This window comes from Exiguobacterium sp. SH3S1 (genome assembly GCF_004337105.1).
In the GTDB taxonomy this organism is placed as follows: Bacteria; Bacillota; Bacilli; order Exiguobacteriales; family Exiguobacteriaceae; genus Exiguobacterium; species Exiguobacterium aurantiacum_A.
Genome location: NZ_SJUW01000005.1, coordinates 193,879 through 214,817, shown reverse-complemented (window position 1 = coordinate 214,817; position 20,939 = coordinate 193,879). Strand labels below are relative to the sequence as shown.

Annotated in this window: 30 protein-coding genes and 1 pseudogene; 25 read left to right on the top strand and 6 right to left on the bottom strand. The window is 51.6% G+C overall.

Annotation, left to right across the window (positions count from 1 at the left end):
* Positions 1–198: 198 nt before the first annotated feature.
* The gene (locus EVJ26_RS07940) at positions 199–378 is read right to left on the bottom strand and encodes a DUF2759 domain-containing protein (protein WP_070327033.1); all 180 of its coding nucleotides are present in this window, start codon (positions 376–378) and stop codon (positions 199–201) included.
* A 157-nt stretch (positions 379–535) separates the two neighbouring features.
* Here EVJ26_RS07940 and EVJ26_RS07935 point away from each other — a divergent pair, with 157 nt between their 5' ends.
* Entirely contained in the window at positions 536–1,156 is a 621-nt protein-coding gene (locus EVJ26_RS07935) for an MBL fold metallo-hydrolase (RefSeq protein ID WP_131470198.1), read from the top strand.
* 38 nt (positions 1,157–1,194) lie between these two features.
* Here the strand turns inward: EVJ26_RS07935 and EVJ26_RS07930 are convergent, their stop codons facing one another.
* Positions 1,195–1,458 (bottom strand): DUF2626 domain-containing protein, encoded by a 264-nt coding sequence (locus EVJ26_RS07930; RefSeq protein ID WP_070327035.1) that lies wholly within the window; start codon positions 1,456–1,458, stop codon positions 1,195–1,197.
* Positions 1,459–1,723: 265 nt separating this feature from the next.
* Between EVJ26_RS07930 and EVJ26_RS07925 the strand changes: the two genes are divergently transcribed.
* The 16 genes from EVJ26_RS07925 to EVJ26_RS07850 all read left to right on the top strand — a co-directional run bounded on the left by EVJ26_RS07925 (position 1,724) and on the right by EVJ26_RS07850 (position 12,139).
* On the top strand, positions 1,724–2,095 hold the full coding sequence (locus tag EVJ26_RS07925; protein WP_016510368.1) for a Spx/MgsR family RNA polymerase-binding regulatory protein: 372 nt from the start codon (positions 1,724–1,726) through the stop codon (positions 2,093–2,095).
* Between the two features lie 59 nt (positions 2,096–2,154).
* Positions 2,155–2,973: an ATPase, T2SS/T4P/T4SS family gene (locus tag EVJ26_RS07920; RefSeq protein WP_236634047.1), complete on the top strand. Its 819-nt coding sequence runs from the start codon at positions 2,155–2,157 to the stop codon at positions 2,971–2,973.
* Complete coding sequence (locus tag EVJ26_RS07915; protein ID WP_131470197.1) at positions 2,943–3,920, top strand: type II secretion system F family protein; 978 nt, start codon at positions 2,943–2,945, stop codon at positions 3,918–3,920. The genes EVJ26_RS07920 and EVJ26_RS07915 overlap by 31 nt, the downstream gene beginning before the upstream one ends.
* 14 nt (positions 3,921–3,934) lie before the next feature.
* Positions 3,935–4,258, top strand: coding sequence for a prepilin-type N-terminal cleavage/methylation domain-containing protein (locus EVJ26_RS07910; RefSeq protein WP_131458756.1), 324 nt, complete (start codon positions 3,935–3,937; stop codon positions 4,256–4,258).
* Positions 4,255–4,692 (top strand): prepilin-type N-terminal cleavage/methylation domain-containing protein, encoded by a 438-nt coding sequence (locus EVJ26_RS07905; protein WP_131458757.1) that lies wholly within the window; start codon positions 4,255–4,257, stop codon positions 4,690–4,692. Before EVJ26_RS07910 ends, EVJ26_RS07905 begins: the two co-directional genes overlap by 4 nt.
* On the top strand, positions 4,679–4,915 hold the full coding sequence (locus EVJ26_RS07900; protein ID WP_131470196.1) for a hypothetical protein: 237 nt from the start codon (positions 4,679–4,681) through the stop codon (positions 4,913–4,915). Before EVJ26_RS07905 ends, EVJ26_RS07900 begins: the two co-directional genes overlap by 14 nt.
* Positions 4,851–5,345 (top strand): hypothetical protein, encoded by a 495-nt coding sequence (locus EVJ26_RS07895; RefSeq protein ID WP_161567613.1) that lies wholly within the window; start codon positions 4,851–4,853, stop codon positions 5,343–5,345. The genes EVJ26_RS07900 and EVJ26_RS07895 overlap by 65 nt, the downstream gene beginning before the upstream one ends.
* A complete protein-coding gene (locus EVJ26_RS07890; RefSeq protein WP_131470194.1) occupies positions 5,309–5,611 on the top strand; it encodes a hypothetical protein in 303 nt (100 codons plus the stop codon). Before EVJ26_RS07895 ends, EVJ26_RS07890 begins: the two co-directional genes overlap by 37 nt.
* Entirely contained in the window at positions 5,604–6,089 is a 486-nt protein-coding gene (locus tag EVJ26_RS07885) for a shikimate kinase (protein ID WP_236635531.1), read from the top strand. Before EVJ26_RS07890 ends, EVJ26_RS07885 begins: the two co-directional genes overlap by 8 nt.
* Positions 6,086–6,424 carry a hypothetical protein gene (locus tag EVJ26_RS07880; protein ID WP_070327043.1) on the top strand — a complete coding sequence of 113 codons (339 nt, stop codon included), beginning with the start codon at positions 6,086–6,088 and terminating at the stop codon, positions 6,422–6,424. Before EVJ26_RS07885 ends, EVJ26_RS07880 begins: the two co-directional genes overlap by 4 nt.
* A 147-nt stretch (positions 6,425–6,571) precedes the next feature.
* On the top strand, positions 6,572–7,645 hold the full coding sequence (gene gcvT, locus EVJ26_RS07875; protein ID WP_131458760.1) for a glycine cleavage system aminomethyltransferase GcvT: 1,074 nt from the start codon (positions 6,572–6,574) through the stop codon (positions 7,643–7,645).
* A 25-nt stretch (positions 7,646–7,670) separates the two neighbouring features.
* The gene (gene gcvPA, locus EVJ26_RS07870) at positions 7,671–9,008 is read left to right on the top strand and encodes an aminomethyl-transferring glycine dehydrogenase subunit GcvPA (RefSeq protein WP_070327904.1); all 1,338 of its coding nucleotides are present in this window, start codon (positions 7,671–7,673) and stop codon (positions 9,006–9,008) included.
* Complete coding sequence (gene gcvPB / locus EVJ26_RS07865; RefSeq protein ID WP_131458761.1) at positions 9,008–10,483, top strand: aminomethyl-transferring glycine dehydrogenase subunit GcvPB; 1,476 nt, start codon at positions 9,008–9,010, stop codon at positions 10,481–10,483. Before gcvPA ends, gcvPB begins: the two co-directional genes overlap by 1 nt.
* A gap of 166 nt (positions 10,484–10,649) precedes the next feature.
* On the top strand, positions 10,650–10,961 hold the full coding sequence (locus EVJ26_RS07860) for an ArsR/SmtB family transcription factor (RefSeq protein WP_236634048.1): 312 nt from the start codon (positions 10,650–10,652) through the stop codon (positions 10,959–10,961).
* Positions 10,954–11,898 (top strand): permease, encoded by a 945-nt coding sequence (locus EVJ26_RS07855; RefSeq protein WP_131458868.1) that lies wholly within the window; start codon positions 10,954–10,956, stop codon positions 11,896–11,898. The genes EVJ26_RS07860 and EVJ26_RS07855 overlap by 8 nt, the downstream gene beginning before the upstream one ends.
* Before the next feature lie 13 nt (positions 11,899–11,911).
* A complete protein-coding gene (locus EVJ26_RS07850) occupies positions 11,912–12,139 on the top strand; it encodes a thioredoxin family protein (RefSeq protein WP_131458867.1) in 228 nt (75 codons plus the stop codon).
* 59 nt (positions 12,140–12,198) lie between these two features.
* Here EVJ26_RS07850 and EVJ26_RS07845 read toward each other — a convergent pair whose 3' ends face one another.
* Positions 12,199–12,579, bottom strand: coding sequence for a rhodanese-like domain-containing protein (locus tag EVJ26_RS07845; protein ID WP_016510373.1), 381 nt, complete (start codon positions 12,577–12,579; stop codon positions 12,199–12,201).
* A 164-nt stretch (positions 12,580–12,743) separates the two neighbouring features.
* Between EVJ26_RS07845 and mntR the strand changes: the two genes are divergently transcribed.
* Positions 12,744–13,172, top strand: coding sequence for a transcriptional regulator MntR (gene mntR, locus EVJ26_RS07840; protein WP_070327049.1), 429 nt, complete (start codon positions 12,744–12,746; stop codon positions 13,170–13,172).
* Between the two features lie 172 nt (positions 13,173–13,344).
* The gene (gene hpt / locus EVJ26_RS07835; RefSeq protein ID WP_131458866.1) at positions 13,345–13,872 is read left to right on the top strand and encodes a hypoxanthine phosphoribosyltransferase; all 528 of its coding nucleotides are present in this window, start codon (positions 13,345–13,347) and stop codon (positions 13,870–13,872) included.
* Positions 13,873–13,898: 26 nt separating this feature from the next.
* Here the strand turns inward: hpt and EVJ26_RS07830 are convergent, their stop codons facing one another.
* Both EVJ26_RS07830 and EVJ26_RS07825 read right to left on the bottom strand, forming a co-directional pair.
* Complete coding sequence (locus EVJ26_RS07830) at positions 13,899–14,312, bottom strand: SA1362 family protein (protein WP_016510385.1); 414 nt, start codon at positions 14,310–14,312, stop codon at positions 13,899–13,901.
* A 16-nt stretch (positions 14,313–14,328) separates the two neighbouring features.
* Positions 14,329–15,270, bottom strand: a complete 942-nt coding sequence (locus EVJ26_RS07825; protein WP_131458865.1) for a DUF1385 domain-containing protein — start codon at positions 15,268–15,270, stop codon at positions 14,329–14,331.
* 141 nt (positions 15,271–15,411) lie between these two features.
* On the opposite strand from EVJ26_RS07825, the gene aroQ reads away from it, so the two are divergent.
* The 5 genes from aroQ to accC all read left to right on the top strand — a co-directional run bounded on the left by aroQ (position 15,412) and on the right by accC (position 19,420).
* Entirely contained in the window at positions 15,412–15,849 is a 438-nt protein-coding gene (gene aroQ / locus EVJ26_RS07820) for a type II 3-dehydroquinate dehydratase (protein WP_070327052.1), read from the top strand.
* Complete coding sequence (locus EVJ26_RS07815) at positions 15,845–16,912, top strand: M24 family metallopeptidase (RefSeq protein WP_070327905.1); 1,068 nt, start codon at positions 15,845–15,847, stop codon at positions 16,910–16,912. The genes aroQ and EVJ26_RS07815 overlap by 5 nt, the downstream gene beginning before the upstream one ends.
* A gap of 30 nt (positions 16,913–16,942) precedes the next feature.
* A complete protein-coding gene (gene efp, locus EVJ26_RS07810; RefSeq protein WP_070327053.1) occupies positions 16,943–17,509 on the top strand; it encodes an elongation factor P in 567 nt (188 codons plus the stop codon).
* Positions 17,510–17,622: 113 nt separating this feature from the next.
* Complete coding sequence (gene accB, locus EVJ26_RS07805) at positions 17,623–18,069, top strand: acetyl-CoA carboxylase biotin carboxyl carrier protein (protein WP_131458864.1); 447 nt, start codon at positions 17,623–17,625, stop codon at positions 18,067–18,069.
* 7 nt (positions 18,070–18,076) lie between these two features.
* On the top strand, positions 18,077–19,420 hold the full coding sequence (gene accC / locus EVJ26_RS07800) for an acetyl-CoA carboxylase biotin carboxylase subunit (protein WP_131470193.1): 1,344 nt from the start codon (positions 18,077–18,079) through the stop codon (positions 19,418–19,420).
* A gap of 281 nt (positions 19,421–19,701) precedes the next feature.
* Here the strand turns inward: accC and EVJ26_RS07795 are convergent.
* Positions 19,702–20,302, bottom strand: a pseudogene (locus EVJ26_RS07795) (zinc ribbon domain-containing protein).
* Positions 20,303–20,554: 252 nt separating this feature from the next.
* Here EVJ26_RS07795 and nusB point away from each other — a divergent pair.
* On the top strand, positions 20,555–20,938 hold the full coding sequence (gene nusB, locus EVJ26_RS07790) for a transcription antitermination factor NusB (protein WP_131458862.1): 384 nt from the start codon (positions 20,555–20,557) through the stop codon (positions 20,936–20,938).
* Position 20,939 lies beyond the last annotated feature (1 nt).

Here is a 20,939-nt window from a genome sequence, read left to right as displayed (position 1 = left end):
AGATGATTTTACTCATGGATGCGTTCCCCCGTCTGAATGAATAGGTTCATTATATCGATTCGACCGCACACAAAAAACCCTGAATGAGCACTTTTTATCAAGTGTCTATCATTCAGGGTTCAGTTCACCGTTAAACGTCAGCGCTTTTTTTGCGGAATAAAAAAAGACGACCGCAGTCGTCTTCGTAGTAAGTCAACATTAACCTGGGATTCCACCGAAAATCAATGTTGCGACGCCGAAGAATCCAAAGACGAGCGCGGTGATTCCGGCAAACGCAAGTGGAAAGAATTGGCGTTTTTTGAATGAACGGGCCATCCCCCAAAGTGCAACAAGTGCTACGATGAGTGAAATCCATCCAAATGGCTCATACAAATGCATGACGAGTTCCCCCTTTATTATACGTCATGAAATTCATAAAAATTTCACTGAAATATCACTATTATTTTATCCGAAATAACACACGCTGTCGAGCAAAGGTTGCCACCGCTACAATTTTGCCACAATATCGTTTAGAATGGTTGTGGAGGTGTTTTAGATGAATATTGTAAAAATCACATCGGGCCTTGCCCAAGAGAACGGATACGTGCTCGAACAAGACGGAACGGTCGTTATCGTCGACCCGGGCACGGACGACCCGAAATTCTTTGAGGCGGTGGAACGTTTCGGCGGATTGAACGCCATTTTGTTGACGCATGCCCACTTTGACCATATCGGCGGAATCGACGCGCTGCGCGATCGCTATCCGGTGCCGGTCTATGTTCATGAAGCCGAGCGGTCATGGCTCGCCGACGGCGAAAAGAACGGGGCGGCGAAATTCCATCTTCCGCACTCGTCGATGCGACCGGCCGAACGGATTTATCAAGGTAAGAAGCTGGAGATTGGTGCGTTTACAATCGAGTTGCACCACACGCCGGGCCACTCACCAGGGAGTGTCACCTTGCACATCCCGAGCGAACGTGTCGCCTTTTGCGGGGACTTGATCTTCAAACAATCGGTCGGCCGGACCGATCTTTTCGGCGGCGACCAATCGACGCTCCTCGGGTCGATCGATCGGATGCGTCAATTATTGCCGGCCGAGACGGTGCTCTATTCAGGTCACGGACCGAAGACGACACTCGAAGCTGAAATTCGTTCAAATCCATTTTTTGAGCGGTGAACATAAAAAAAGATTGTCTCGACGAGAGACAATCTTTTTTACATTTGGAAGTTACTCCAATACGTGAAGACGACGAAGAAAACAGTCAAATAAGCGCCGAACACGTATACATACGTTTTTTCAGTCAGTTTCAAGTAGCCTAGTGCGACAAAGAAAATTGTTTGAGCTAAAAAGACAAGACCCATTACGACGAAGTCACCAGTATGTTCGCTACTGCTTTGATCTCCACCGAGTGCGCCCACGAAAGCCAGCGCCGCGATCAACCCAGTCCAAAAGCCTAGGACACGGAACATTCTCGCCATGTTAATCCCCCCATACGTACATTATTCCATTCTCATTCACTATTTTACCAACACATTCAGAAAAATGCTATGAAAACGTGTGAATTGAGCAAAATAATCGTGAAAAATATGTGAAATCAAGATGTTGTACAAAGTTGTACAAAAAACCAAAAAAAGTTGTACAAACTATGTACAAAGTACAGGATAGGTTGTATAATCAACTTACAAGCATTGAACGGAACAGGTTGTCAAATAAAAGGAGGCGCTGAAAGTGGCAAGTGAACTTATGTTTTATACGTATCCAAGCTGTACGTCGTGTCGAAAAACGAAAGCGTTTTTACAAGAGCAACAACTTGACGTGAACGAACGCCATATTTTCCGAGACGCTCCGACGGTAGACGAACTCTTGACGCTACTTGCACTTAGCGAAGACGGAGTCGATTCACTCCTAGCAACGAGAAGTCAAGCGTTCAAACAGCTCAACGTTGACGTCGATGAATTGAAACTGAGCGAATTGCTGAAGTTGATGAGCGAAAATCCGAAGCTGTTGAAACGCCCGATTTTGACAGACGGTAAAGAAGTTATTGTCGGCTACGACAAGGCGTCAATCGAGACGTATGCCCGCCGCCATGATTTGACTTCGGTAAACGTTTCATAAGACAAGTCCACTTTCCTAAGAGTGGGCTTTTTTTTATGCTCATTTATGAGGTGGGGACAATGAAACTGGTGATTGATCGATTGATTAAAGCGGCGCGACGGCTCGAGGCGAGCGATGTCCATTTCATGCCAGGCAAAGACGCCGTTATCGTACAGGCGCGTCACGGGACGTCGATCACAAAGCTTGAGACGATACCACGTCCAGACTACGAACGGCTCACATTACATATGAAATATTGGTGTTCATTGGCTGAAACGGATCATCGGGTTCCGCAATCCGGGATATATGATCGGAACGAAGAAATGATCCGGGTCACGTTTTTGCCGTCATTTACTGATGTGCTCATGTCATGGCGTCTGCCGAACGTCTCGTTCCAACTTCAAGAGTTGTTATCTGAAGTGGATGTGTTGCGTTTTCAAGGCATGGCTGAGCTGCGGCACGGCTTGTTTTTAATCGGTGGCGCGACCGGGGCCGGAAAAACGACAGTCCTCTATGCTTTTCTTGAAAGTTTGAAGAACCACCGGATCGTGACGATCGAAAACCCTCCCGAACAGCAATTGACAGGTGTGATCCAGCTCGAGGTGAATGTATTGGCAGGACTGGATCATAAACGTTTGTTGAAAGAAACGTTGCGAGCCGACCCGGATATCATCGTTGTCGGGGAGGTGCGGACGAGTGAAGAACTGCGTGTCGCGCATGATGCGGCACTGAGCGGACATTTGACGATCGCGACGTTTCATACGGCGAGTATCGAAGACGGTGAACGCCGTCTCGAACAGTTGATCGGCAAAGTAGAGGTGCCGCGCCATTGGTGTGTGTTGCAGCGGAGAGAGGAGGTGACTTGCTCATGGTCGATGTCCGTTCCAGTAGGGAGCTGAACACGATCCGGCGCTTCCTGCGACTGCAAGCACGAGGGGTCGGGTTGAAAAAGACGTTCGAGACGCTCGAGTTGCATGAGCGGGGGAAGCAAAAACAACTGATTCGTGTGATGCGGCAAAAGCTCGAGAGTGGTCTGGCACTCGCCGACGTGTTCTCTGAACTCGTCACGGATGCCCGCATGCGAGACATGCTTGTCACGGCGGAACGGGGACATCATTTCATTGAAGGTCTAGAACAAGTGCTTGCCTTATCGATGATGCGTCGAGGCCTGCAGCAAGAGTTAAAACAACTGGCGAGGTATCCGCTCGTCATCTTGACGATGCTTTTAGGGCTTGGTGCCATTTATGCGCTGTACATCTTTCCGAAATTGCTCTCGATGGTGCAGGTCGACGATTTAGACGGAATCAGCACCATCCTCTTGTCACGAGGTTTTTTCCCGGGCTTGTTCGTCGCGCTCATCTTGACGGGCGGCGGGAGCTATTGGGTCGTGAAGCGAGGCCGGTCCGTCCCGATCCAATTCGTCGAGCGGGGAAGACGACTGTATGTCACGTATTTGTTTGTCAGCGAACTGTCCTTACTGAGTGAAGGGCAAATTTCGGTGCGTCACGTCATCGAGCGTCTCTCTTATGGAGAAGGGGAAGTGGCGCAAATCGCCCGGCGCATCCATGACCGGATGTCTGGTGGAATCGAGTTGGAGGCGGCGGCCCGAGAGGAACGTCTGCTCGACCATGAAGTCGTCAGCTTGTTCGGGGTCGGGACGGTGAGTGGAGACCTCGGATTGATTATGGCGTTACATCGAGACTTGATCTTTGAAGAGATGGAACTGTATTGGAAGCAACTGATCGCCAAGACGGAGCCGCTTTTGTACGGCTTCTTGACCGTCATGGTGACGATGATGTTCTATACGATTTATTTGCCGGTCAAACTAATTATGGCCCAACTATGAGGAGGAGAATTATCGTGGCAAAATTCAAATCAGACTGTCAGGCAGAGCAAGGATTCACACTCGTTGAAATGGCGGCAGTCTTACTAATCATCTCGGTCTTGTTGCTGCTACTCGTCCCGTCTATGTCGGACGGGAAGTCACGGGCGGATAGCGTCAGTTGTGAAGGGAGCGTACGGATTGTCGAATCTGAAATCAATTTATATTATGCGGAACATAAGGCGTATCCAGAATCGCTCGCCGTCATCAAACGTGCTTCGACCGAGAACCCGCTCGAATATAGCTGTCAGTCGATGACGTACACGTACACGCCGAGCACAGGTGCGTTGGCGCTGAAATGAGACAAGGCGGCTATACGCTCGTCGAGATGGCTTGGGTACTCGTCGTCCTGTCGTTACTCCTTTTAGTGGCGACACCTACCGTCCGTTCGATGGACCGACTCGCGCTCATCGACTTCACGGAGGCGCTCGTCCAAGACATCGCCGAGGTCGGTCAGTATCCGTACGTGGCCGCCAATGAAAAATGTGTCCCGCGCTTGAGATGGTATATGAAAGAACGGCGGTATCACATCACGTGCGGGACGACGTCGATCACTTCAGGCATCGTTCCCGACGGTGTCGAGATGAGCCTGCCGACAACGAACGAAATCGTCTTTTCAAAGTCGGCGGCGACGTATGCCGGACAGTGGAAATTTTACACAGGCCAAGTCGCGGTCACGTTGAAGTTCAGGATGGGCACGTATGAGCCGGAGGTGATCCATAGTGGGGGAGGATGAGCAAGGCATCACGTTTTGGGAAGTTTGTTTAAGTCTAGCCCTCCTGCTCGGATGGGTCGGTGTGATTGCGCCGTTCGTTACGGCGGGTACGGAGCGGGTGGAGCGTCTCGAGGCGACGGTTCGGACTTATGAACGGCTTCAAGGGGAGGTGTTGCTTGATGCGGCCGATCCAAGCGGTGAAGTCGAAATTTGTGAACAAGACATATGTCTGCCGACGCTCTGAGGGTGGCTTCACGTTGCTCGAGATGACGTACACATTATTGTTGCTCCCCTTGTTCATCGGGCTACTCGTCCACTTTTTAGCGCTCGGGGAGGCGTTTTACGAACAACCGCGCGGTCAAGTGAACACGACACCACAACTCATCGTTCGCAAACTGTTCGATAGTCGTGACTGTCAGGTGCGAGAGGGTATCCTCGTCGGTACGTACGTTCGACCCGATGAGACGACGTGGACGTGGACGCTCAAACAGATCAATCGGAATTTAGTCATGGTAGGCGAAGAGGGAGGGAACTTGTTATTTATAAGAGGAATCGATGGTTATCGTGTCGAACCGTTAGGAAACGGCTACCGGATTCAGTGGACCGACTCGATCGGCCCTCGGGAGAAGTCCGTGATGTGCATGCGCGCGGGTTCTTCGTCATCTCTACGTTAGTCCTCTTGACGTGGCTATTAGCTGCAGCTTTGTTTTGGTATACTGATATCGAACGAAGCACGGAACGTCTGACGCTCGAAATTTTGGCGATTCGCTTCGAATCCCATCTCATGGTCGCCAAACATTCGTGCCGGACAGAAGCAGAGATCATCGTCAAACCGACCGGTACGATTTTCTGCCGACCGCTCGGGCCAGGTACGACGGAGGTCGAGATCCGGTTGAAGACGGGAGAAAAGCATAAAGAGGTGATTTATTTCGATGACTAGACCGTTTTACATCATCGGGTTTATGGGTACAGGTAAATCAAGCTTAAAACGATATCTTGAAAAATCGAATCATGTCATCGATTTGGATGAAGCGCTCGAACGGCATCTTGGAATGGGTTTATCTGTTTATTTCGCCCGACACGGTGAGAGCGCGTTTCGGGCCGAAGAGACGGCGATGCTTCGAAACGTTCATGCGGACTATATCGTGACAGGTGGCGGAATCGTCGAGCGCTCAGAAAATATCGAATGGATGCGACGGCATGGGCGCATCGTTGCCCTTGAGTTGCCGTTCGAACTGTGTTGGGGGCGTATTAAAGACTCGGACCGTCCGCTCGTGCAACTTGGTAAAAGGAGCGTCGAGGCGCTATACGAGCGCAGGCGTCCGCTTTACGCTTACGCCGATGTGACAATCGACGCCTCATTGAGCTCGGAAGCGATTGCTTGTGAACTAGATCGGTTGAAGGAGGAAGACAGATGATTTGGATTAATCTTGGTATTATCGTGCTCGCACTCGTCGGGCTAGGTGGATACGGATTTTTATTGTATCGGAACAAAATGAAGACCGATCTGCGCCGTGTGAAACGGTTGACGGAACGGTTTACGATTCGAATGAACGTGATTCAAGGCTTGGTCGGTGAGATCAAACAGCACATCGACACGGTCAACGCATCGGTGAAGCAAATGAAGGCTTATTCGGTTAAAGTGAAAGACGAGTCGCTCGAACTGAAACAGGCAACGGTCGGCCTTACGAAGGAAATTAAGCGGACCGCTGGAATCGATCGTTCAGGCGTTTCCACTGAGACTGAAATATGAAATAATGAGGATGAAAACGTTTTCGTTTTCAATCCTCTTTATTTTTGCCCATTTTTGCTAGGCAGCGCGTCAAAAAATTGATAGAGTGGAATAGAAAACGAAATATTTCATCAAATGCATTACTTACGTTCGGGATTGGGGGATATTATGGAGAAGTTAACGTTGAAACGTACGCCTTTGTACGACCTGATTTCTACGAAGGCGAAGATGGTGGATTTTGCGGGGTTTGAGATGCCCATCATGTTCTCGTCAATCAAAGAAGAGCATCAAGCGGTTCGGGAGCGGGTTGGTATGTTCGATGTATCGCACATGGGGGAAATTCGGATTGAAGGTCCGGACGCGTTCGAAAACGTCCAACGTCTTGTGACGAATGACGTCTCGAAGCTGAATATCGGGCAAGCGCAATACAACTTGTTCTGTTTACCTGACGGCGGGGTCGTCGACGACCTGCTCGTCTATCGGCTCGATGAAGACGCGTATTGGCTCGTCGTCAACGCCTCGAATATTGAAAAAGACGCGGCCCACGTCCGTCGATACGTATCAGGGGACGTCACTGTGACCGATGAATCGGATGCGTACGGTCAAATCGCGATCCAAGGTCCGATTGCAGAAACAGTACTCGGACGAATCACGGACTTACCGCTACATGAGATCAAGTTCTTCCGGTTTTTGAGCGGCGACGTTGCCGGTGTGCCAGCAATCATCTCGCGGAGCGGCTATACAGGTGAGGATGGGTTCGAAGTATACGCCCGGGCCGAAGACGTCGCGAAGATTTGGACTGCGCTCGAAGCAGAACAAGTGACGCCGTGCGGGCTCGGTTCACGTGACACGCTCCGTTTTGAAGCTTGTCTGCCGCTGTACGGGCATGAGTTAGACGAGACGGTGACGCCGTTCGAGGCCAACTTGAACTTTGCGGTCAAGCTCGATACCGACTTCGTCGGGAAAGATGCCCTCGTCAAACAAAAAGAAGATATTCCGCGCCGTCTGATCGGCTTGAAGCTACTCGGCCGCGGGATTGCCCGACAAGGTGCGCCCGTCTTGTTTGACGGCGAGACGATCGGCGTCGTCACGACGGGAACGATGCCGCCAACCGTTAACGAATCGATCGCTTGGGCCCGGATCGATCGCCGGTTTGTCGAACAATCAAACTTCATCGTCGAAGTTCGGGGCAAACAAATAGAAGCCGAACGTGTGCCGACACCGTTCTATAAACGTAAATGATACAGGGGGATTCAGAATGAACAGAATGGAATTTCGTTATTTACCGATGACCGAGCAAGACGAACGCGATATGCTCCAGACGATCGGTGTCGAATCGATCGAAGATTTGCTTGAAGATATCCCGGCCACGCTCCGGGAGACGGCATCGTTATCTGCCATCGGCGCTCCGCTCCCAGAAGTCGATCTCGTCCGCCACATGACGAAGCTTGCCGAGAAGAACCTTCACACGAAATCACATCCGAGTTTTCTAGGAGCCGGCATGTACGACCACTTGTCGCCAAGCGTCATGAACCATATGTTGCTCCGTTCTGAGTTTTACACGGCGTATACGCCGTATCAACCTGAAATTTCACAAGGTGAACTGCAAGCGATGTTCGAGTTCCAGACGATGATTTGTGAACTGACGGGGATGGACGTCGCCAACTCGTCGATGTATGACGGCATTACCGCACTCGCGGAAGCGACGTACCTCGCGAGCGCTCATACGAAGAAGAAACGTGTCATCGTCTCCGGTGCTGTTCACCCGGAAGCGAAAGACGTCATCCGCACATACGCGGATGGACCGGGACTTTCAGTTGAATATACGCATGTTGCGGCCGGCGTGACGGATTTGACGGACGTCGATTTGACGGACGCCTCGTGTCTCGTCGTTCAGTACCCGAACTTCTACGGTCGCGTCGAGGACTTGGCGACGCTCGCGAAAGCGGCCCATGATGCCGGTGCGCTCTTTGTCGTATCGAGTAACCCGCTCGCACTCGGTATTTTAGAGTCTCCTGGTGCGCTCGGTGCCGACATCACGGTCGGGGATGCCCAACCGTTCGGGATCCCACAAAGTTTCGGTGGTCCATCGTGTGGCTACTTCGCCGTCAAAAAGGCGCTCATGCGTAAACTGCCGGGTCGTCTCGTCGGTCAGACGGTCGACGAGGACGGGAAACGCGGCTTCGTCTTGACGCTACAGGCACGAGAGCAGCATATCCGCCGCGATAAAGCGACATCAAACATCTGCTCGAACCAGGCGCTCAACGCGCTCGCCGCCTCGATCACGATGTCCGCGCTCGGGAAATATGGGATTCGTGACATGGCCGTCCGCAACATTCAAACGGCCCACTATATGAAAGAGGCACTGAAGTCGGCCGGTTACCCAATCATCGACGAAGGACCGATGTTCAACGAGTTTGTCGTCGATTTCGGTATCGATGCCGAAACCGTGTCACGCCGCTTGCTTGACAATGGGATCATCGGTGGATTGCCGCTCGGAACGTATGATGCTGATCGTCAAACACAGATGTTGCTATGTGCGACCGAACTGCGCACGAAAGAAGAGATTGACGGATTTATTGAAGTGGTTGGGGGGACGAACTGATGCAACACGAACAAACGCTCATTTTTGAAGTGTCACGTGCCGGACGTACCGGTTACAACTTGCCGACACCGACCGTACCAGAAGTTGATATCGAGGCGCTGTTACCGGCGTCGATGATTCGTCATGAGGTGGCCGAACTGCCGGAAGTGTCGGAACTAGATGTCGTTCGTCACTATACGTCGCTGTCGACGCGGAACCACGGTGTCGATTCCGGCTTCTATCCGCTCGGATCATGTACGATGAAATACAACCCGAAAGTGAACGAAGATATGGCACGTCTGCCTGGGTTCGCCCACATCCACCCGCTCCAACCGATCGAATCGGTGCAAGGGGCGCTCGAGATGATGGTCGACCTTCAAGACCAGCTCGCTGAAATCACGGGGATGGACGAAGTGACGCTCCAACCGGCAGCCGGTGCCCACGGGGAATGGACCGGACTCATGTTGATCAAAGCGTTCCACCAGCATAACGGCGATATGAATCGGACGAAAGTACTCGTCCCAGACTCGGCGCACGGGACAAACCCAGCTTCGGCCGTCGTCGCCGGATTCGAGACGGTCACGGTCAAATCGGATGAGCGGGGACTTGTCGACCTCGCTGACTTAAAAGCGAAAGTCGGAGCCGACACGGCAGCGCTCATGCTCACGAATCCGAACACGCTCGGGTTGTTCGAGGCGGACATTCTTGAAATTTCCAAAGTCGTCCATGAGGCAGGCGGTAAACTGTACTACGACGGGGCCAACTCGAACGCGATTCTAGGGATCGCCCGTCCTGGTGATATGGGCTTTGACGTCGTCCACTTGAACTTGCACAAGACGTTCACAGGACCGCACGGCGGCGGCGGCCCGGGCTCGGGACCGGTCGGCGTCAAGCGCGACTTGATCCCGTACTTGCCGACACCGATCGTAAACAGAGCGGATTCAGGCTTTACGCTCGATTACGATCGCCCGCAGTCGATCGGACGCATCAAACCGTTCTATGGAAACTTCGGCATCAACGTACGCGCCTACAGCTACATTAAGACGATGGGCGCCGAAGGGCTGACGCGCGTCTCACGCGAAGCAGTGTTGAACGCCAACTACATGTTCGCCCGTTTGAAGGACGCGTTCGATGTGCCGTACGACACGTACTGCAAGCACGAATTCGTCTTGTCAGGTAAACGTCAAAAAGCACTCGGTGTCCGTACGCTCGACATCGCCAAACGATTGCTCGACTTCGGATACCATCCGCCGACGATCTACTTCCCGCTCAACGTCGAGGAGTGCATCATGATCGAGCCGACCGAGACGGAATCGAAAGAGACGCTCGACGCGTTCTGTGACGCGATGCTCCAAATCGTCAAAGAGGCAGAAGAGAATCCGGAGATCGTTCAGACGGCGCCGCACACGACGGTCATCAAACGACTCGACGAGACGCTCGCTGCCCGTAAGCCGGTATTGAAGTATGAGCGACGTCAACCATCGTCAATCAACTAAGCCACAACCCGCTCGCAATTCGCGAGCGGGTTTTTGATTTGTGCCAAGATGAGTGGTTGTGACGATTGTATGAACTAAAAAATGTCTTAAATGTGAATAGTTGAATAAGTGTGTGGACTTGAAACTATATAACTAGCAAACTAGTTATATAAAGGAGGTGATGAAGATGGAATGGGCTTTGAAAACAGACGAAGAACTTCGTGAATCCTTACGTATCTGTCAATTTGATGAGGAAGAGCTCGAGCGACAAGCCGCCTTCCATAAAGGGCTGGCAGATCCAACTCGGTTAAAGATCGTCCGCCTGTTAGGCATAGTCCCGATGTGCTTATGTGAACTGTCAAGCGCGCTCGAGATGCCGAACTCTACGTTGACACATCACCTCCGTTTGCTAGAGCGTGGTGAAGTCATTCGCTCGACACGCTTGGGACGGAACACCGTTTTTCAATTGATAGAGAAAGAAGTGGGTGAACATGTTTGATCGGATTGGAGACTTTATCGCATACGACGTCCTTGATCTAAGTGGCCGTTTCGGTGAAGCTGTACAATTTTTCGTGATGGACGTCGTGAAAATAACCGTGCTGATGAGCATTATGATTTTTGTGATCGGATATATTCGCAGTTATTTCCCTGTAGAAAAAGTTCGCGACTATTTGAGTGGCAAGCGGAAAATTGGCGGATATATTGGTGCCGCTGGTCTAGGCGTCTTGTCACCATACTGTTCCTGCTCGACGATCCCCTTTTTCATCGGGTTCGTGGAAGCGGGTATTCCGCTCGGGATGACGTTCACGTTTCTCATCACGTCACCGATTGTGAATGAAATTTCCATCGTCCTTCTCATCTCGATGTTCGGTTGGAAGATCGCGTTCTTATATGTATTTGCAGGGGTGATGGTCGCATTGTTCGCTGGCCTGCTAATTGAAAAGTTACATCTTGAAAAGTATGTGCAAGACTACGTATATCGCATCAAAAGTCAACAAGTCGCGGTCACGGTTGAATTATCACAAGCAGATCGTTTAGTGACAGCGCTCAATGGCGTCTATGAGACCGTAAAAAAAGTGGGGCCTTATTTACTGATAGGGATTGCGATCGCGGCAGGGTTTCACGGGTTCATACCGGCTGAGTTCATTATGCGTGTCGCAGGGGGAGATAACTGGTATGGCCCAATCATTGGAACGTTGATCGGGGTTCCGCTCTATTCCAATGCGATCGGGACGTTGCCGGTCATCGAAGTGCTCGTTGGGAAAGGAATGGCGATCGGAACGGCTCTTGCGTTCATGATGTCGACCGTCGCTTTGTCTGTACCTGAAGGTCTATTGTTGAGCCGGGTGTTGAAGAAAGAGCTCGTCATCATTTTCTTCGTCATTGTGACGTTAGGGATCATGATAATTGGTTACTTATTCAATTTTATACTATGAGGAGGAGTCGAACATGAACATAAAGATTTTAGGAACCGGGTGTCGCAATTGTAAGACGCTGGAGCAAAACGTCGTAGAAGCGTTACGGCTAACTGGAAAGACAGCGACGGTTGAAAAAGTGACGGATATCGAACAAATCATGTCATATGGAATTATGAGCACGCCTGGCCTTGTCGTCAATGAGGAAATTAAATCGGTAGGGACAGTTTTAACACCAAAGTCAATCGCTAAATTCTTTTGAACGTTCAATCAAACAAGCGTTGCCCCAACGAATGTTGGAGCAACGCTTGTTTGTGAGGGTCAGTCTTTTTTGACTTTCCCTTTCCAGTTTTTAAATCCGCCTTCAAGCATATAGATGTCGGTGTAGCCATTTTTCATGAGCAGTTTGGCTGCCTGGTTCGTACGTGACTTGCCTTGGCAGTACATGAGGATCGGTTGATCTTTCCGTAGCTCTTTCATCCGAAGTTTCATCTGGCCGACCGGGATATTACGGGCCCCGATGATATGGCCTCCCTTGTACTCATTCGGTTCACGGACGTCAATCAGTTGTCCTTTGCGGAGCGAAGCACGAAATTCTTCTTGTTTCATTTTTTTCAAACCACGAGCCGGCATGAAGCGCCAGACGATATATGCGATGAGCGCAGCCCAGAGGATGATGACGAGGATTGTTTCGATTCCCATTGATGTTCTTCCTTTCTTTATTAAGTTTCACCAACATTCATTATAAAGAATTTAAGGTCATGAGACAATGATTGACTAGACGATTTGCCCGTTCTGCTTTCGGTTTTACACGGGTTACGCTAAAATGGAGATTGGAGAACGGAACATAAGGGGAGGCTACGCCCATGCCGACACCGAGTATGGAAGACTACTTAGAACGAATCTACTTACTGATGGTCGAGAAAGGATACGCCCGTGTATCTGATATCGCCGAACATTTAGGGGTGCATCCCTCCTCAGTCACGAAAATGGTGCAAAAGTTAGACCGGGAAGGTTATTTGGTGTATGAAAAATACAGAGGCCTGATGTTGACGAATAAAGGGCAGAAGATCGGCAAGCGGCTCGTCGAGCGGCATACGATGCTCGAGTCGTTCCTACGGCTGATCGGGGTCGATGAAGCGCACGTCTATGAGGATGTTGAAGGCATCGAACATCATTTGAGCTCGAACACGCTCGACTGCATGACCCAATTCGTCGAATTCTTTGAAGACAAACCCGAGCTGATGGAGCAGTTTCGACAGTTTCAGGAACTAAATATGACACGCGATGAGTGAAATCGACCGCGATCCGATCGTCGAATCGGGTAGCGGTCTTTTTATGCACCTGAACCGAAAACCGAACATTAACATCATGTTATTGAATTAAAGTCTATTTTTAGGGTGATTGTATGATAGAATAGTTGCTGGATAGATAAATGAGGGGGTGACGGCGAACGATCGCCGAAAAATGAACATTCAAATCAAAGGGAAGTTATTTGATGAAGCACAGATCAAACAGCGCGTCGCTGAACTCGCGGAACAGATCGAACGTGATGCGGCCGGGACGCCGATCGTCCTCGTCCCCGTGTTAAAAGGTTCACTCGTATTCGCCGCTGATTTGATGCGACAGATGAAAGGAAGCGTCCAACTGGACACGGTCGCGACTTCGTCTTACGGGAAAAAGTCGGTCTCGAGCGGGAACGTCCAACTTCGGAAAGATCTCGACCTCGACGTCGAAGGGAAATATGTCGTCATTATCGAGGACATCATCGATACCGGTCAGACGCTCAAATTTTTGTGTCAGCATATGAAGCTGCATCAACCGGGAGAATTGAAAATTTGCACGTTGCTAGATAAACCGGCTCGTCGCCTCGTCCAACTTGACGCGGATTATGTCGGATTCGAGATTCCAGATGAGTTCGTCATCGGGTACGGTATCGACTACGCGGAACAATACCGCAACTTACCGTATATCGGATTTGTCGATACAGACTAAAAGGAGCGCCTCGAGAGGCGCTCCTTTTACATGTTCGCTTTCTTTTTCTTCTTGCCTTTTTTTCCTTCGATGACGGTCAGGTGAGGGGCATCGCTGCGATGGACGCTCGTACGTTTCGACAGTTTGGTCACGTTCGAGCCTGGTTTGGTGTTCTTTTTCTTAGCGGCCGCTGCGGAAGGTTTGACTTTGGGGCTATTGCCTGGTCGCGCCATCCGTTTTTTCGACGCTTGCGCGGTCTTCCGGTAACGCACGTCTTCGGCCGAAATTTTAGGAGCCATGAAGACCCGGTAAATCACGTAAAAGATTAACCCGAAAATACCGATGAAGAGCAACTGTCTGAACAATCGACCAGGATCGGTCGCTAACATATGTCCGACTCCGATGAAGCCCAAGATGAACACGATGGTCGCCGCGGTCGAGCCGATTCTTTGTCTGATCATGGTGTTTTCCTCCTCTTTATCCCTCTCTTTGGACGTCTGGTTGACCGAGCTCGGAACGTTCCCACGTCTCGAACGCTTCGATGGCGACGCGGATCTGTTCGTCGTTCGGTTCGCGCGTCGTTAGTAGTTGCAAGGAAAGTCCTGGTTTACCGAGCACGGATAAGAACCGATGCTCCCGGAAGCGATTGGTGAATTGAAGCACCTCGAACGAGATGCCGATGACGACCGGCAACAGCGCGATCCGGCTGACGAGCCGGACCCAAAGTGGGTCGATTGGGACGACCATATAGACGCCGATGCCGACAAAAACGGTGAACAGGATGAAGCTTGAACCACACCGATAGTGGAGGCGTGAGCTTGAACGGACGTTATCAACGGTGATCGGTCGTCCGGATTCGTAGCAGTTGATAACTTTATGCTCGGCGCCATGATATTGGAAGACGCGTCTGATGAGCGGGGTCAATGAAATCAAGTATAGGTAGCTGAGCAGTAATACTAGTTTAATTCCCCCTTCGAGCAGGTTTTGAATCACGTGACCGGACAGTGCGGGCACGTTTTGGAACATAGCGGCAAGGAGCGCCGGGGTGACGTTGAAGATCAATTTGCCGAAGATGTAAGAAATGACACCGACGATGGCGATCATGATGACCATGAGGATGTTTTGCTTTTGCTCTGGCTTCTCCGTGACGTCTTCGCTCGGGTCGACGTCATAGCGATCGCTCGCGAAGTTCATGTGGGCCGAGCCGTTCTTTAACGACTCGTATAAAGCGACGATGCCGCGAAGGAACGGGACTTTTTTCAACGATTGGACCCACGGGACGAGGAGTCGAGGCTGTTTGAACGTCTCGATCGATCCGTCTTTACGCCGGATGGCCGAGGCGCTCTCGGTGCGTCCTTGGAACATGACGCCTTCGACGAGTGCTTGACCGCCGACGGGGATCAACTGTTTATTTTTCATAGGTTCTCCTCGATTCTGACAAGTATATAGTTGAATTATAACGTGATTTGATCGAAAAACGAAACCTCAGGTGACGCGATTATCGCTCTTCGCATAAATTTGTTACAATAAGAAAGACTTGACGAATGAGGGGGAAGGCTTGTGCATATACTTGTCTTGAATGGACCGAATTTGAACTTGCTAGGTAGACGGGAACCGGATGTGTATGGGGATGTCTCGCTGAAAGGCTTGACGGCAGAACTGTTGCTCGAAGCACCGGGAGATGTTCGTCTCACGTTCATCCAGTCCAATCATGAAGGTGAGCTGATCGATGCGCTGCATGAGGCGTATGATTACGCGGGCGTCATCTTGAACGCCGGGGCGTATACGCATACGTCGATTGCATTGCGAGACGCGATTGCCGCTATTTCAGCCCCGGTCGTCGAAGTACATATCTCGAACGTGCATGCCCGTGAGTCGTTTCGTCACGAATCGAAACTTGCCGGTGTCTGCCTCGGCGTCATCAGCGGCTTCGGATTGACGAGCTATACGCTCGCGTTGCATGCACTCATCGAACATTGGAGGAATCGACATGATTGAACGCGTCAACAAGCTACAAGCTCAGTTAGAAATGAACGGGATCGATGGATTGCTCGTGACGAAACGAGAGAACATTCGTTACTTGTCTGGGTTTACCGGGTCGAGCGGGGTCATCTTGATCACAGCGAAGGCGGCGAGTTTCATCACGGACTTCCGCTATACCGAGCAGGCGGCTAGCCAAGTAACCGGTTATGACATCATCGAGCTCGAAACATCGCTCATCAAGTCGGTGTCTGACATCGCGAGCCGAGAAGGGGTGAAGCGTCTCGGGATCGAACAAGATGACATGACGGTCGGGACGTATCGGACGTATGAGAAAGAGGTAGCGGCTGAACTGGTCGAGACGTCAGGGATCGTGGAAAAGCTGCGCTTGATTAAGGACGAGGCAGAGATTAAGATAATGAAGGAAGCTGCGGCGATTGCTGATGCGGCGTTTGCCCACATCCAGACGTTCATTCGCCCGGGACGCACTGAGAAAGAAGTCGCCAATGAGTTGGAGATGTTCATGCGCGGCCAAGGTGCGGATTCGTCTTCATTCGATATGATCGTCGCTTCTGGTCATCGTTCGGCATTGCCGCACGGTGTGGCCAGTGACAAAGTCATCGAAGCGGGTGAACTCGTGACGCTCGACTTCGGAGCGTACTACAAAGGGTACTGTTCGGATATTACGCGTACGCTCGCAGTCGGCGAGATCTCAGACAAATTGCGCGAGATTTATGACACGGTGTTACGTGCCCAACTGGCAGGCGTGGAAGGGACTCGGGCCGGCATCACCGGCATCGAGGCTGACGCGTTGACGCGTGACGTCATCAAAGAAGCCGGGTACGGCGAGTACTTCGGCCACTCAACCGGTCACGGACTCGGAATGGAAGTACATGAGGCGCCAGGGTTGTCGTTCCGGTCTGACACGGTGCTCGAACCTGGGATGGTCGTCACAATCGAGCCTGGGATCTACATCGCCGGCATCGGTGGCTGCCGCATCGAGGATGATGTCGTCATCACGAAGGATGGAAATGTCCGTCTCACGCAGTCGCCAAAAGAGTTAATCACGATTGAGGCTTGAGTCTCAGCTCATTTTTAGGAGGAAATCACTATGGTATCAGTAAACGATTTAAAGACAGGGTTAACAGTCAAAACATCAGACGGGTCGATTTGGCAAGTCATCGAGTTCCAGCACGTCAAACCAGGTAAAGGCGCAGCGTTCGTTCGTACGAAAATGCGCAACTTACGTTCTGGCGCGATTCAAGAGACGACGTTCCGGGGCGGCGAGCGGGTCGAACGCGCTCACATCGAACGTAAAAAAATGCAGTATTTGTATCCGATGGGCGACACGTACGTCTTCATGGATACAGAGTCGTATGAGCAGCTCGAATTGACGGGCGAGCAAGTGAAAGCGGCGCTTCCGTTCATGCTCGAGAACATGGAAGTGAGCATCGCTGATTATAACGGTGAGATCCTCGGGATCGAACTTCCGACGACGGTCGTCTTGACGATCACAGAAGCTGACCCAGGTGTTAAAGGGGATACGGCGTCGAACGTCAAAAAGAACGCTACGGTCGAGACGGGCCATATCATTCAAGTCCCGCTCTTCATCGAGCCAGGTGAAAAAGTGACGGTCGACACACGTACCGGCGACTTCATGGGACGTTATAACGGGTAATACGAGCAGTGTCCATTCAAACGAATGGGCACTTTTTTTGTCGTTGCATTCACTGGTCTGACCAGTTATAGTAGAGTAGAGATTAGTACCAGGTATAAATAGGGGGTTATTTCATGCAAATCGATCACATTAAAGAGCTGATTGAACTGCTCGACCAGACGTCTATCCATGAGATGGAGCTCGAGACGTCCGAGTTCAAACTGTCATTAAAAAAAGAAACGGCGCAACAAATCGTCACGAGCACACCGCTTGCTCAACCGAGTACTGCTCCGTTATCTGCACCAGCCGTAGACGAGAGCGAAGCGCCTCAAGCGGAAGTGAGCAACTTACGTACCATCACATCACCGATGGTCGGAACGTTTTATTCACGCCCGGCCCCGGATAAAGACACGTACGTCAAAGTAGGCGACCGTGTCGAGACGGGTCAGGTCGTCTGTATATTAGAAGCGATGAAACTGTTCAACGACGTCGAGGCCGAAATCAGCGGGGAAGTCGTTGAAATCCTCGTCGCCGACGGCGATTTAGTCGAATATGGCCAAGCGCTCTTTAGCGTGAAGTGAGGGTGCTATGAAATTACTCATTGCAAACCGCGGCGAGATCGCGGTACGAATCATTCGGGCAGCCAAAGAAATGAATATCCCGACAGTCGCCGTCTTTTCGGAGGCGGATCGTGAGGCGTTGCACGTTCGTCTCGCGGACGAGGCGTATTGTATCGGGCCGAACCCGTCGAAAGACTCTTATTTGAATATCCCGAACATCTTGTCGGTCGCTTGTGCGGTCGATGCGACGATGATCCATCCGGGGTATGGATTTATGGCAGAAAATGCCGAGTTCGCCGAGATGAGTGAAGCGTGCGGGATCCAGTTCGTCGGTCCGAGCAGCTATGCGATTCGGAAGATGGGCATTAAAGATGAAGCGAAACGGACGATGATCGAGTCAGGTGTTCCTGTCGTCCCGGGATCGAGCGGTGTCGTGACGGATGATGAGGCGATTGAACTCGCTCGAGAAATCGGTTATCCGGTCATTATCAAGGCGACGGCCGGAGGCGGCGGACGCGGCATTCGTGTCGCTTTCGACGAAGAAGAGCTCATCAAAGGACTCGTCGCGACCCGTAAAGAAGCGAAACAAGCTTTTGGGAACGGTGACGTCTATTTAGAGAAATATATCGAATCGTTCCGTCACGTCGAGGTGCAAGTGCTCGCTGACCAGTATGGGAACGTCATTCATTTAGGAGAACGGGACTGCACGATCCAACGCCGGATGCAGAAACTGATCGAGGAGGCCCCGTCGCCTGCGATCGACGAGGCGACGCGTCAAGCGATGGGAGAAGCGGCCGTCAAAGCGGCGAAAGCGATCCAATACTCGAGCGCCGGGACAATCGAATTTATTTACGTCCCTGAATCGAACGAGTTTTACTTTATGGAAATGAACACGCGAATCCAAGTCGAGCATCCGGTCACGGAGATGATCACCGGCTTTGATCTCGTCCAAGCGCAACTTGAAGTCGCGCTCGGGCATCCGCTCGCCATCTCACAGGCCGATATCGTCTTTAGCGGTCATTCGATCGAATGCCGCATTAACGCCGAAGACCCGTTCACCGACTTCCGTCCGATGGCCGGCAAGATCGATCAATATATCGTTCCAGGAGGAATGGGGGTACGGGTCGACAGCGGCCTGTTCGCAGGCGCCGTCATCCCGCCGTTTTATGACTCGATGGTGGCGAAGCTGATCGTCCACGCCCCGACGCGCGAGGAAGCGATCGCGAAGATGCTCCGTGCCCTTGACGAGTTCACGGTGTCGGGTATTCATACGACGATTCCGTTCCATCAACAAGTCATGGCGCACGAACATTTCCGCAACGGTGCGTTCGACACGAAATTTGTCGAAAAAGAAATGATACTGACGAAATGAGTCGAACGAGGAAGCCCGAACATTATTTCGGTCTTCCTCGTTTTTTGTACTGAATTTGTGAGTGCTTTATGCTAAACTATCACAGTCAACAACCCGCCACTTAACGCCTTGACGGTCCGTTTGAGGTGGGGGCTTGCGTCCATCGAGGACTCGACGGCGCCTCTACCCTCGTAGAGTACGGTTACGCTCGTTCCTGCCCGGTAGTGCGGACGGCGCTCATGCGCCTCCTACCTTCGCGTGGCGGAACATCGGGACGGTTGACCTCGCCCCTTCCATGGGGGTCATGCTCCCGTGGCACCTGTACCGATGTGTTCGATGCCTTTCCGATGCAGGTTCATCGCGCCGACGCGGTCATCATTCGATCGGTACCGGCAGTTCTTGCATTGGAACGTGTGCAGCTTCTTGTCCCGGTTCGCCTTCTCGGTGTGCCCGCATGTCGGACAGGTCTGGGAGGTGTGTCTCGGGTCGACGACGATCACCTTCTGACCGTTCAGTGCGGCCTTGTACTCGAGCATGCGACGGAACTGGTAGAACGCCCACGACACGGAGACGTAGCGGTTTCTCGCCCGCACCTTCTCTGTGGCGGCATGGATGCCGGTCAGGTCCTCCAACACGAACAGCGTGCCCGTTCGACTTCGCCGACTTGTACCGAGCGATCACCGTCTTCATGACCGACTGGGCCATCTGGCTCTTCAGGCCGAACCGTTGCCGGAGCTCGGCATAGTGCGAGTCGTTGAGGCTCGCCTGGTTCAGGTCCCTCGTCTCGAAGACGTGTCCCGACAGCCAGTCACAAGCCGACCGGTATGCGTCCATCGTTGCCCTCAGGATAGCCGCTTGAGGGGGCGGGACGAAGAGTTGGACCTTCGCAGTGATGGTGGACATTGGGTTCACCGCCTTTCACTAGAGATAATATTTTTTTCCCGTAGAGAACAGTTTACAAACGAACAACCGGAGAGGATGGGCAAGAGATGAGGCCGGTATCGATAGCGACGTTGTCTGCCAAAACGGACATGCGTGATTCAGTCCCGGCGGCAATTTCTCCCCCACTTATCGTCGGGCTGTGCCCGGAGCACGATTGAAGTAGGGGTATCCTTGCCGATTAAAGATGAAAGCAAGCAAAAGGAGAGTATCTGAATGAAACGTCATGAAGCACGGGAAAAAGCGATTCAAACGCTTTTTCAAATCGAAGTATCAAAACTTGAGGTAGACGAGGCTATCGAATTTGCCCTTGATGGCATGGACTCTGATCCATTCTACGAACAACTCGTCGTTGGAACGTTGGAGAAGAAAGATGAGATTGACGAATTGCTCATCGAAAACTTGAAAAACTGGAGACTCGACCGTCTCGGAAATGTCGAGCGGACGATTCTCCGCATGGCGACGTACGAGTTGCTCTACGTCGAGACGATTCCGGACAAAGTCACGATCAACGAGGCGGTCGAACTCGCCAAATCGTTCGCCGATGAAGAAGCGGCCAAGCTCGTCAACGGCGTGCTCGGTAACATCATTAAAGCGTAAG

Excerpts from the sequence above, each read along its gene's own strand:
- EVJ26_RS07940 (WP_070327033.1), bottom strand. The coding sequence starts at position 378 with ATGCATTTGTATGAGCCATTTGGATGGATTTCACTCATCGTAGCACTT.
- EVJ26_RS07935 (WP_131470198.1), top strand. The coding sequence starts at position 536 with ATGAATATTGTAAAAATCACATCGGGCCTTGCCCAAGAGAACGGATAC.
- EVJ26_RS07930 (WP_070327035.1), bottom strand. The coding sequence starts at position 1,458 with ATGGCGAGAATGTTCCGTGTCCTAGGCTTTTGGACTGGGTTGATCGCG.
- EVJ26_RS07925 (WP_016510368.1), top strand. The coding sequence starts at position 1,724 with ATGTTTTATACGTATCCAAGCTGTACGTCGTGTCGAAAAACGAAAGCG.
- EVJ26_RS07920 (WP_236634047.1), top strand. The coding sequence starts at position 2,155 with ATGAAACTGGTGATTGATCGATTGATTAAAGCGGCGCGACGGCTCGAG.
- EVJ26_RS07915 (WP_131470197.1), top strand. The coding sequence starts at position 2,943 with ATGGTCGATGTCCGTTCCAGTAGGGAGCTGAACACGATCCGGCGCTTC.
- EVJ26_RS07905 (WP_131458757.1), top strand. The coding sequence starts at position 4,255 with ATGAGACAAGGCGGCTATACGCTCGTCGAGATGGCTTGGGTACTCGTC.
- EVJ26_RS07895 (WP_161567613.1), top strand. The coding sequence starts at position 4,851 with ATGCGGCCGATCCAAGCGGTGAAGTCGAAATTTGTGAACAAGACATAT.
- EVJ26_RS07885 (WP_236635531.1), top strand. The coding sequence starts at position 5,604 with ATGACTAGACCGTTTTACATCATCGGGTTTATGGGTACAGGTAAATCA.
- EVJ26_RS07880 (WP_070327043.1), top strand. The coding sequence starts at position 6,086 with ATGATTTGGATTAATCTTGGTATTATCGTGCTCGCACTCGTCGGGCTA.
- gcvT (WP_131458760.1), top strand. The coding sequence starts at position 6,572 with ATGGAGAAGTTAACGTTGAAACGTACGCCTTTGTACGACCTGATTTCT.
- gcvPA (WP_070327904.1), top strand. The coding sequence starts at position 7,671 with ATGGAATTTCGTTATTTACCGATGACCGAGCAAGACGAACGCGATATG.
- gcvPB (WP_131458761.1), top strand. The coding sequence starts at position 9,008 with ATGCAACACGAACAAACGCTCATTTTTGAAGTGTCACGTGCCGGACGT.
- EVJ26_RS07860 (WP_236634048.1), top strand. The coding sequence starts at position 10,650 with ATGGAATGGGCTTTGAAAACAGACGAAGAACTTCGTGAATCCTTACGT.
- EVJ26_RS07855 (WP_131458868.1), top strand. The coding sequence starts at position 10,954 with ATGTTTGATCGGATTGGAGACTTTATCGCATACGACGTCCTTGATCTA.
- EVJ26_RS07850 (WP_131458867.1), top strand. The coding sequence starts at position 11,912 with ATGAACATAAAGATTTTAGGAACCGGGTGTCGCAATTGTAAGACGCTG.
- EVJ26_RS07845 (WP_016510373.1), bottom strand. The coding sequence starts at position 12,579 with ATGGGAATCGAAACAATCCTCGTCATCATCCTCTGGGCTGCGCTCATC.
- mntR (WP_070327049.1), top strand. The coding sequence starts at position 12,744 with ATGCCGACACCGAGTATGGAAGACTACTTAGAACGAATCTACTTACTG.
- hpt (WP_131458866.1), top strand. The coding sequence starts at position 13,345 with ATGAACATTCAAATCAAAGGGAAGTTATTTGATGAAGCACAGATCAAA.
- EVJ26_RS07830 (WP_016510385.1), bottom strand. The coding sequence starts at position 14,312 with ATGATCAGACAAAGAATCGGCTCGACCGCGGCGACCATCGTGTTCATC.
- EVJ26_RS07825 (WP_131458865.1), bottom strand. The coding sequence starts at position 15,270 with ATGAAAAATAAACAGTTGATCCCCGTCGGCGGTCAAGCACTCGTCGAA.
- efp (WP_070327053.1), top strand. The coding sequence starts at position 16,943 with ATGGTATCAGTAAACGATTTAAAGACAGGGTTAACAGTCAAAACATCA.
- accB (WP_131458864.1), top strand. The coding sequence starts at position 17,623 with ATGCAAATCGATCACATTAAAGAGCTGATTGAACTGCTCGACCAGACG.
- accC (WP_131470193.1), top strand. The coding sequence starts at position 18,077 with ATGAAATTACTCATTGCAAACCGCGGCGAGATCGCGGTACGAATCATT.
- nusB (WP_131458862.1), top strand. The coding sequence starts at position 20,555 with ATGAAACGTCATGAAGCACGGGAAAAAGCGATTCAAACGCTTTTTCAA.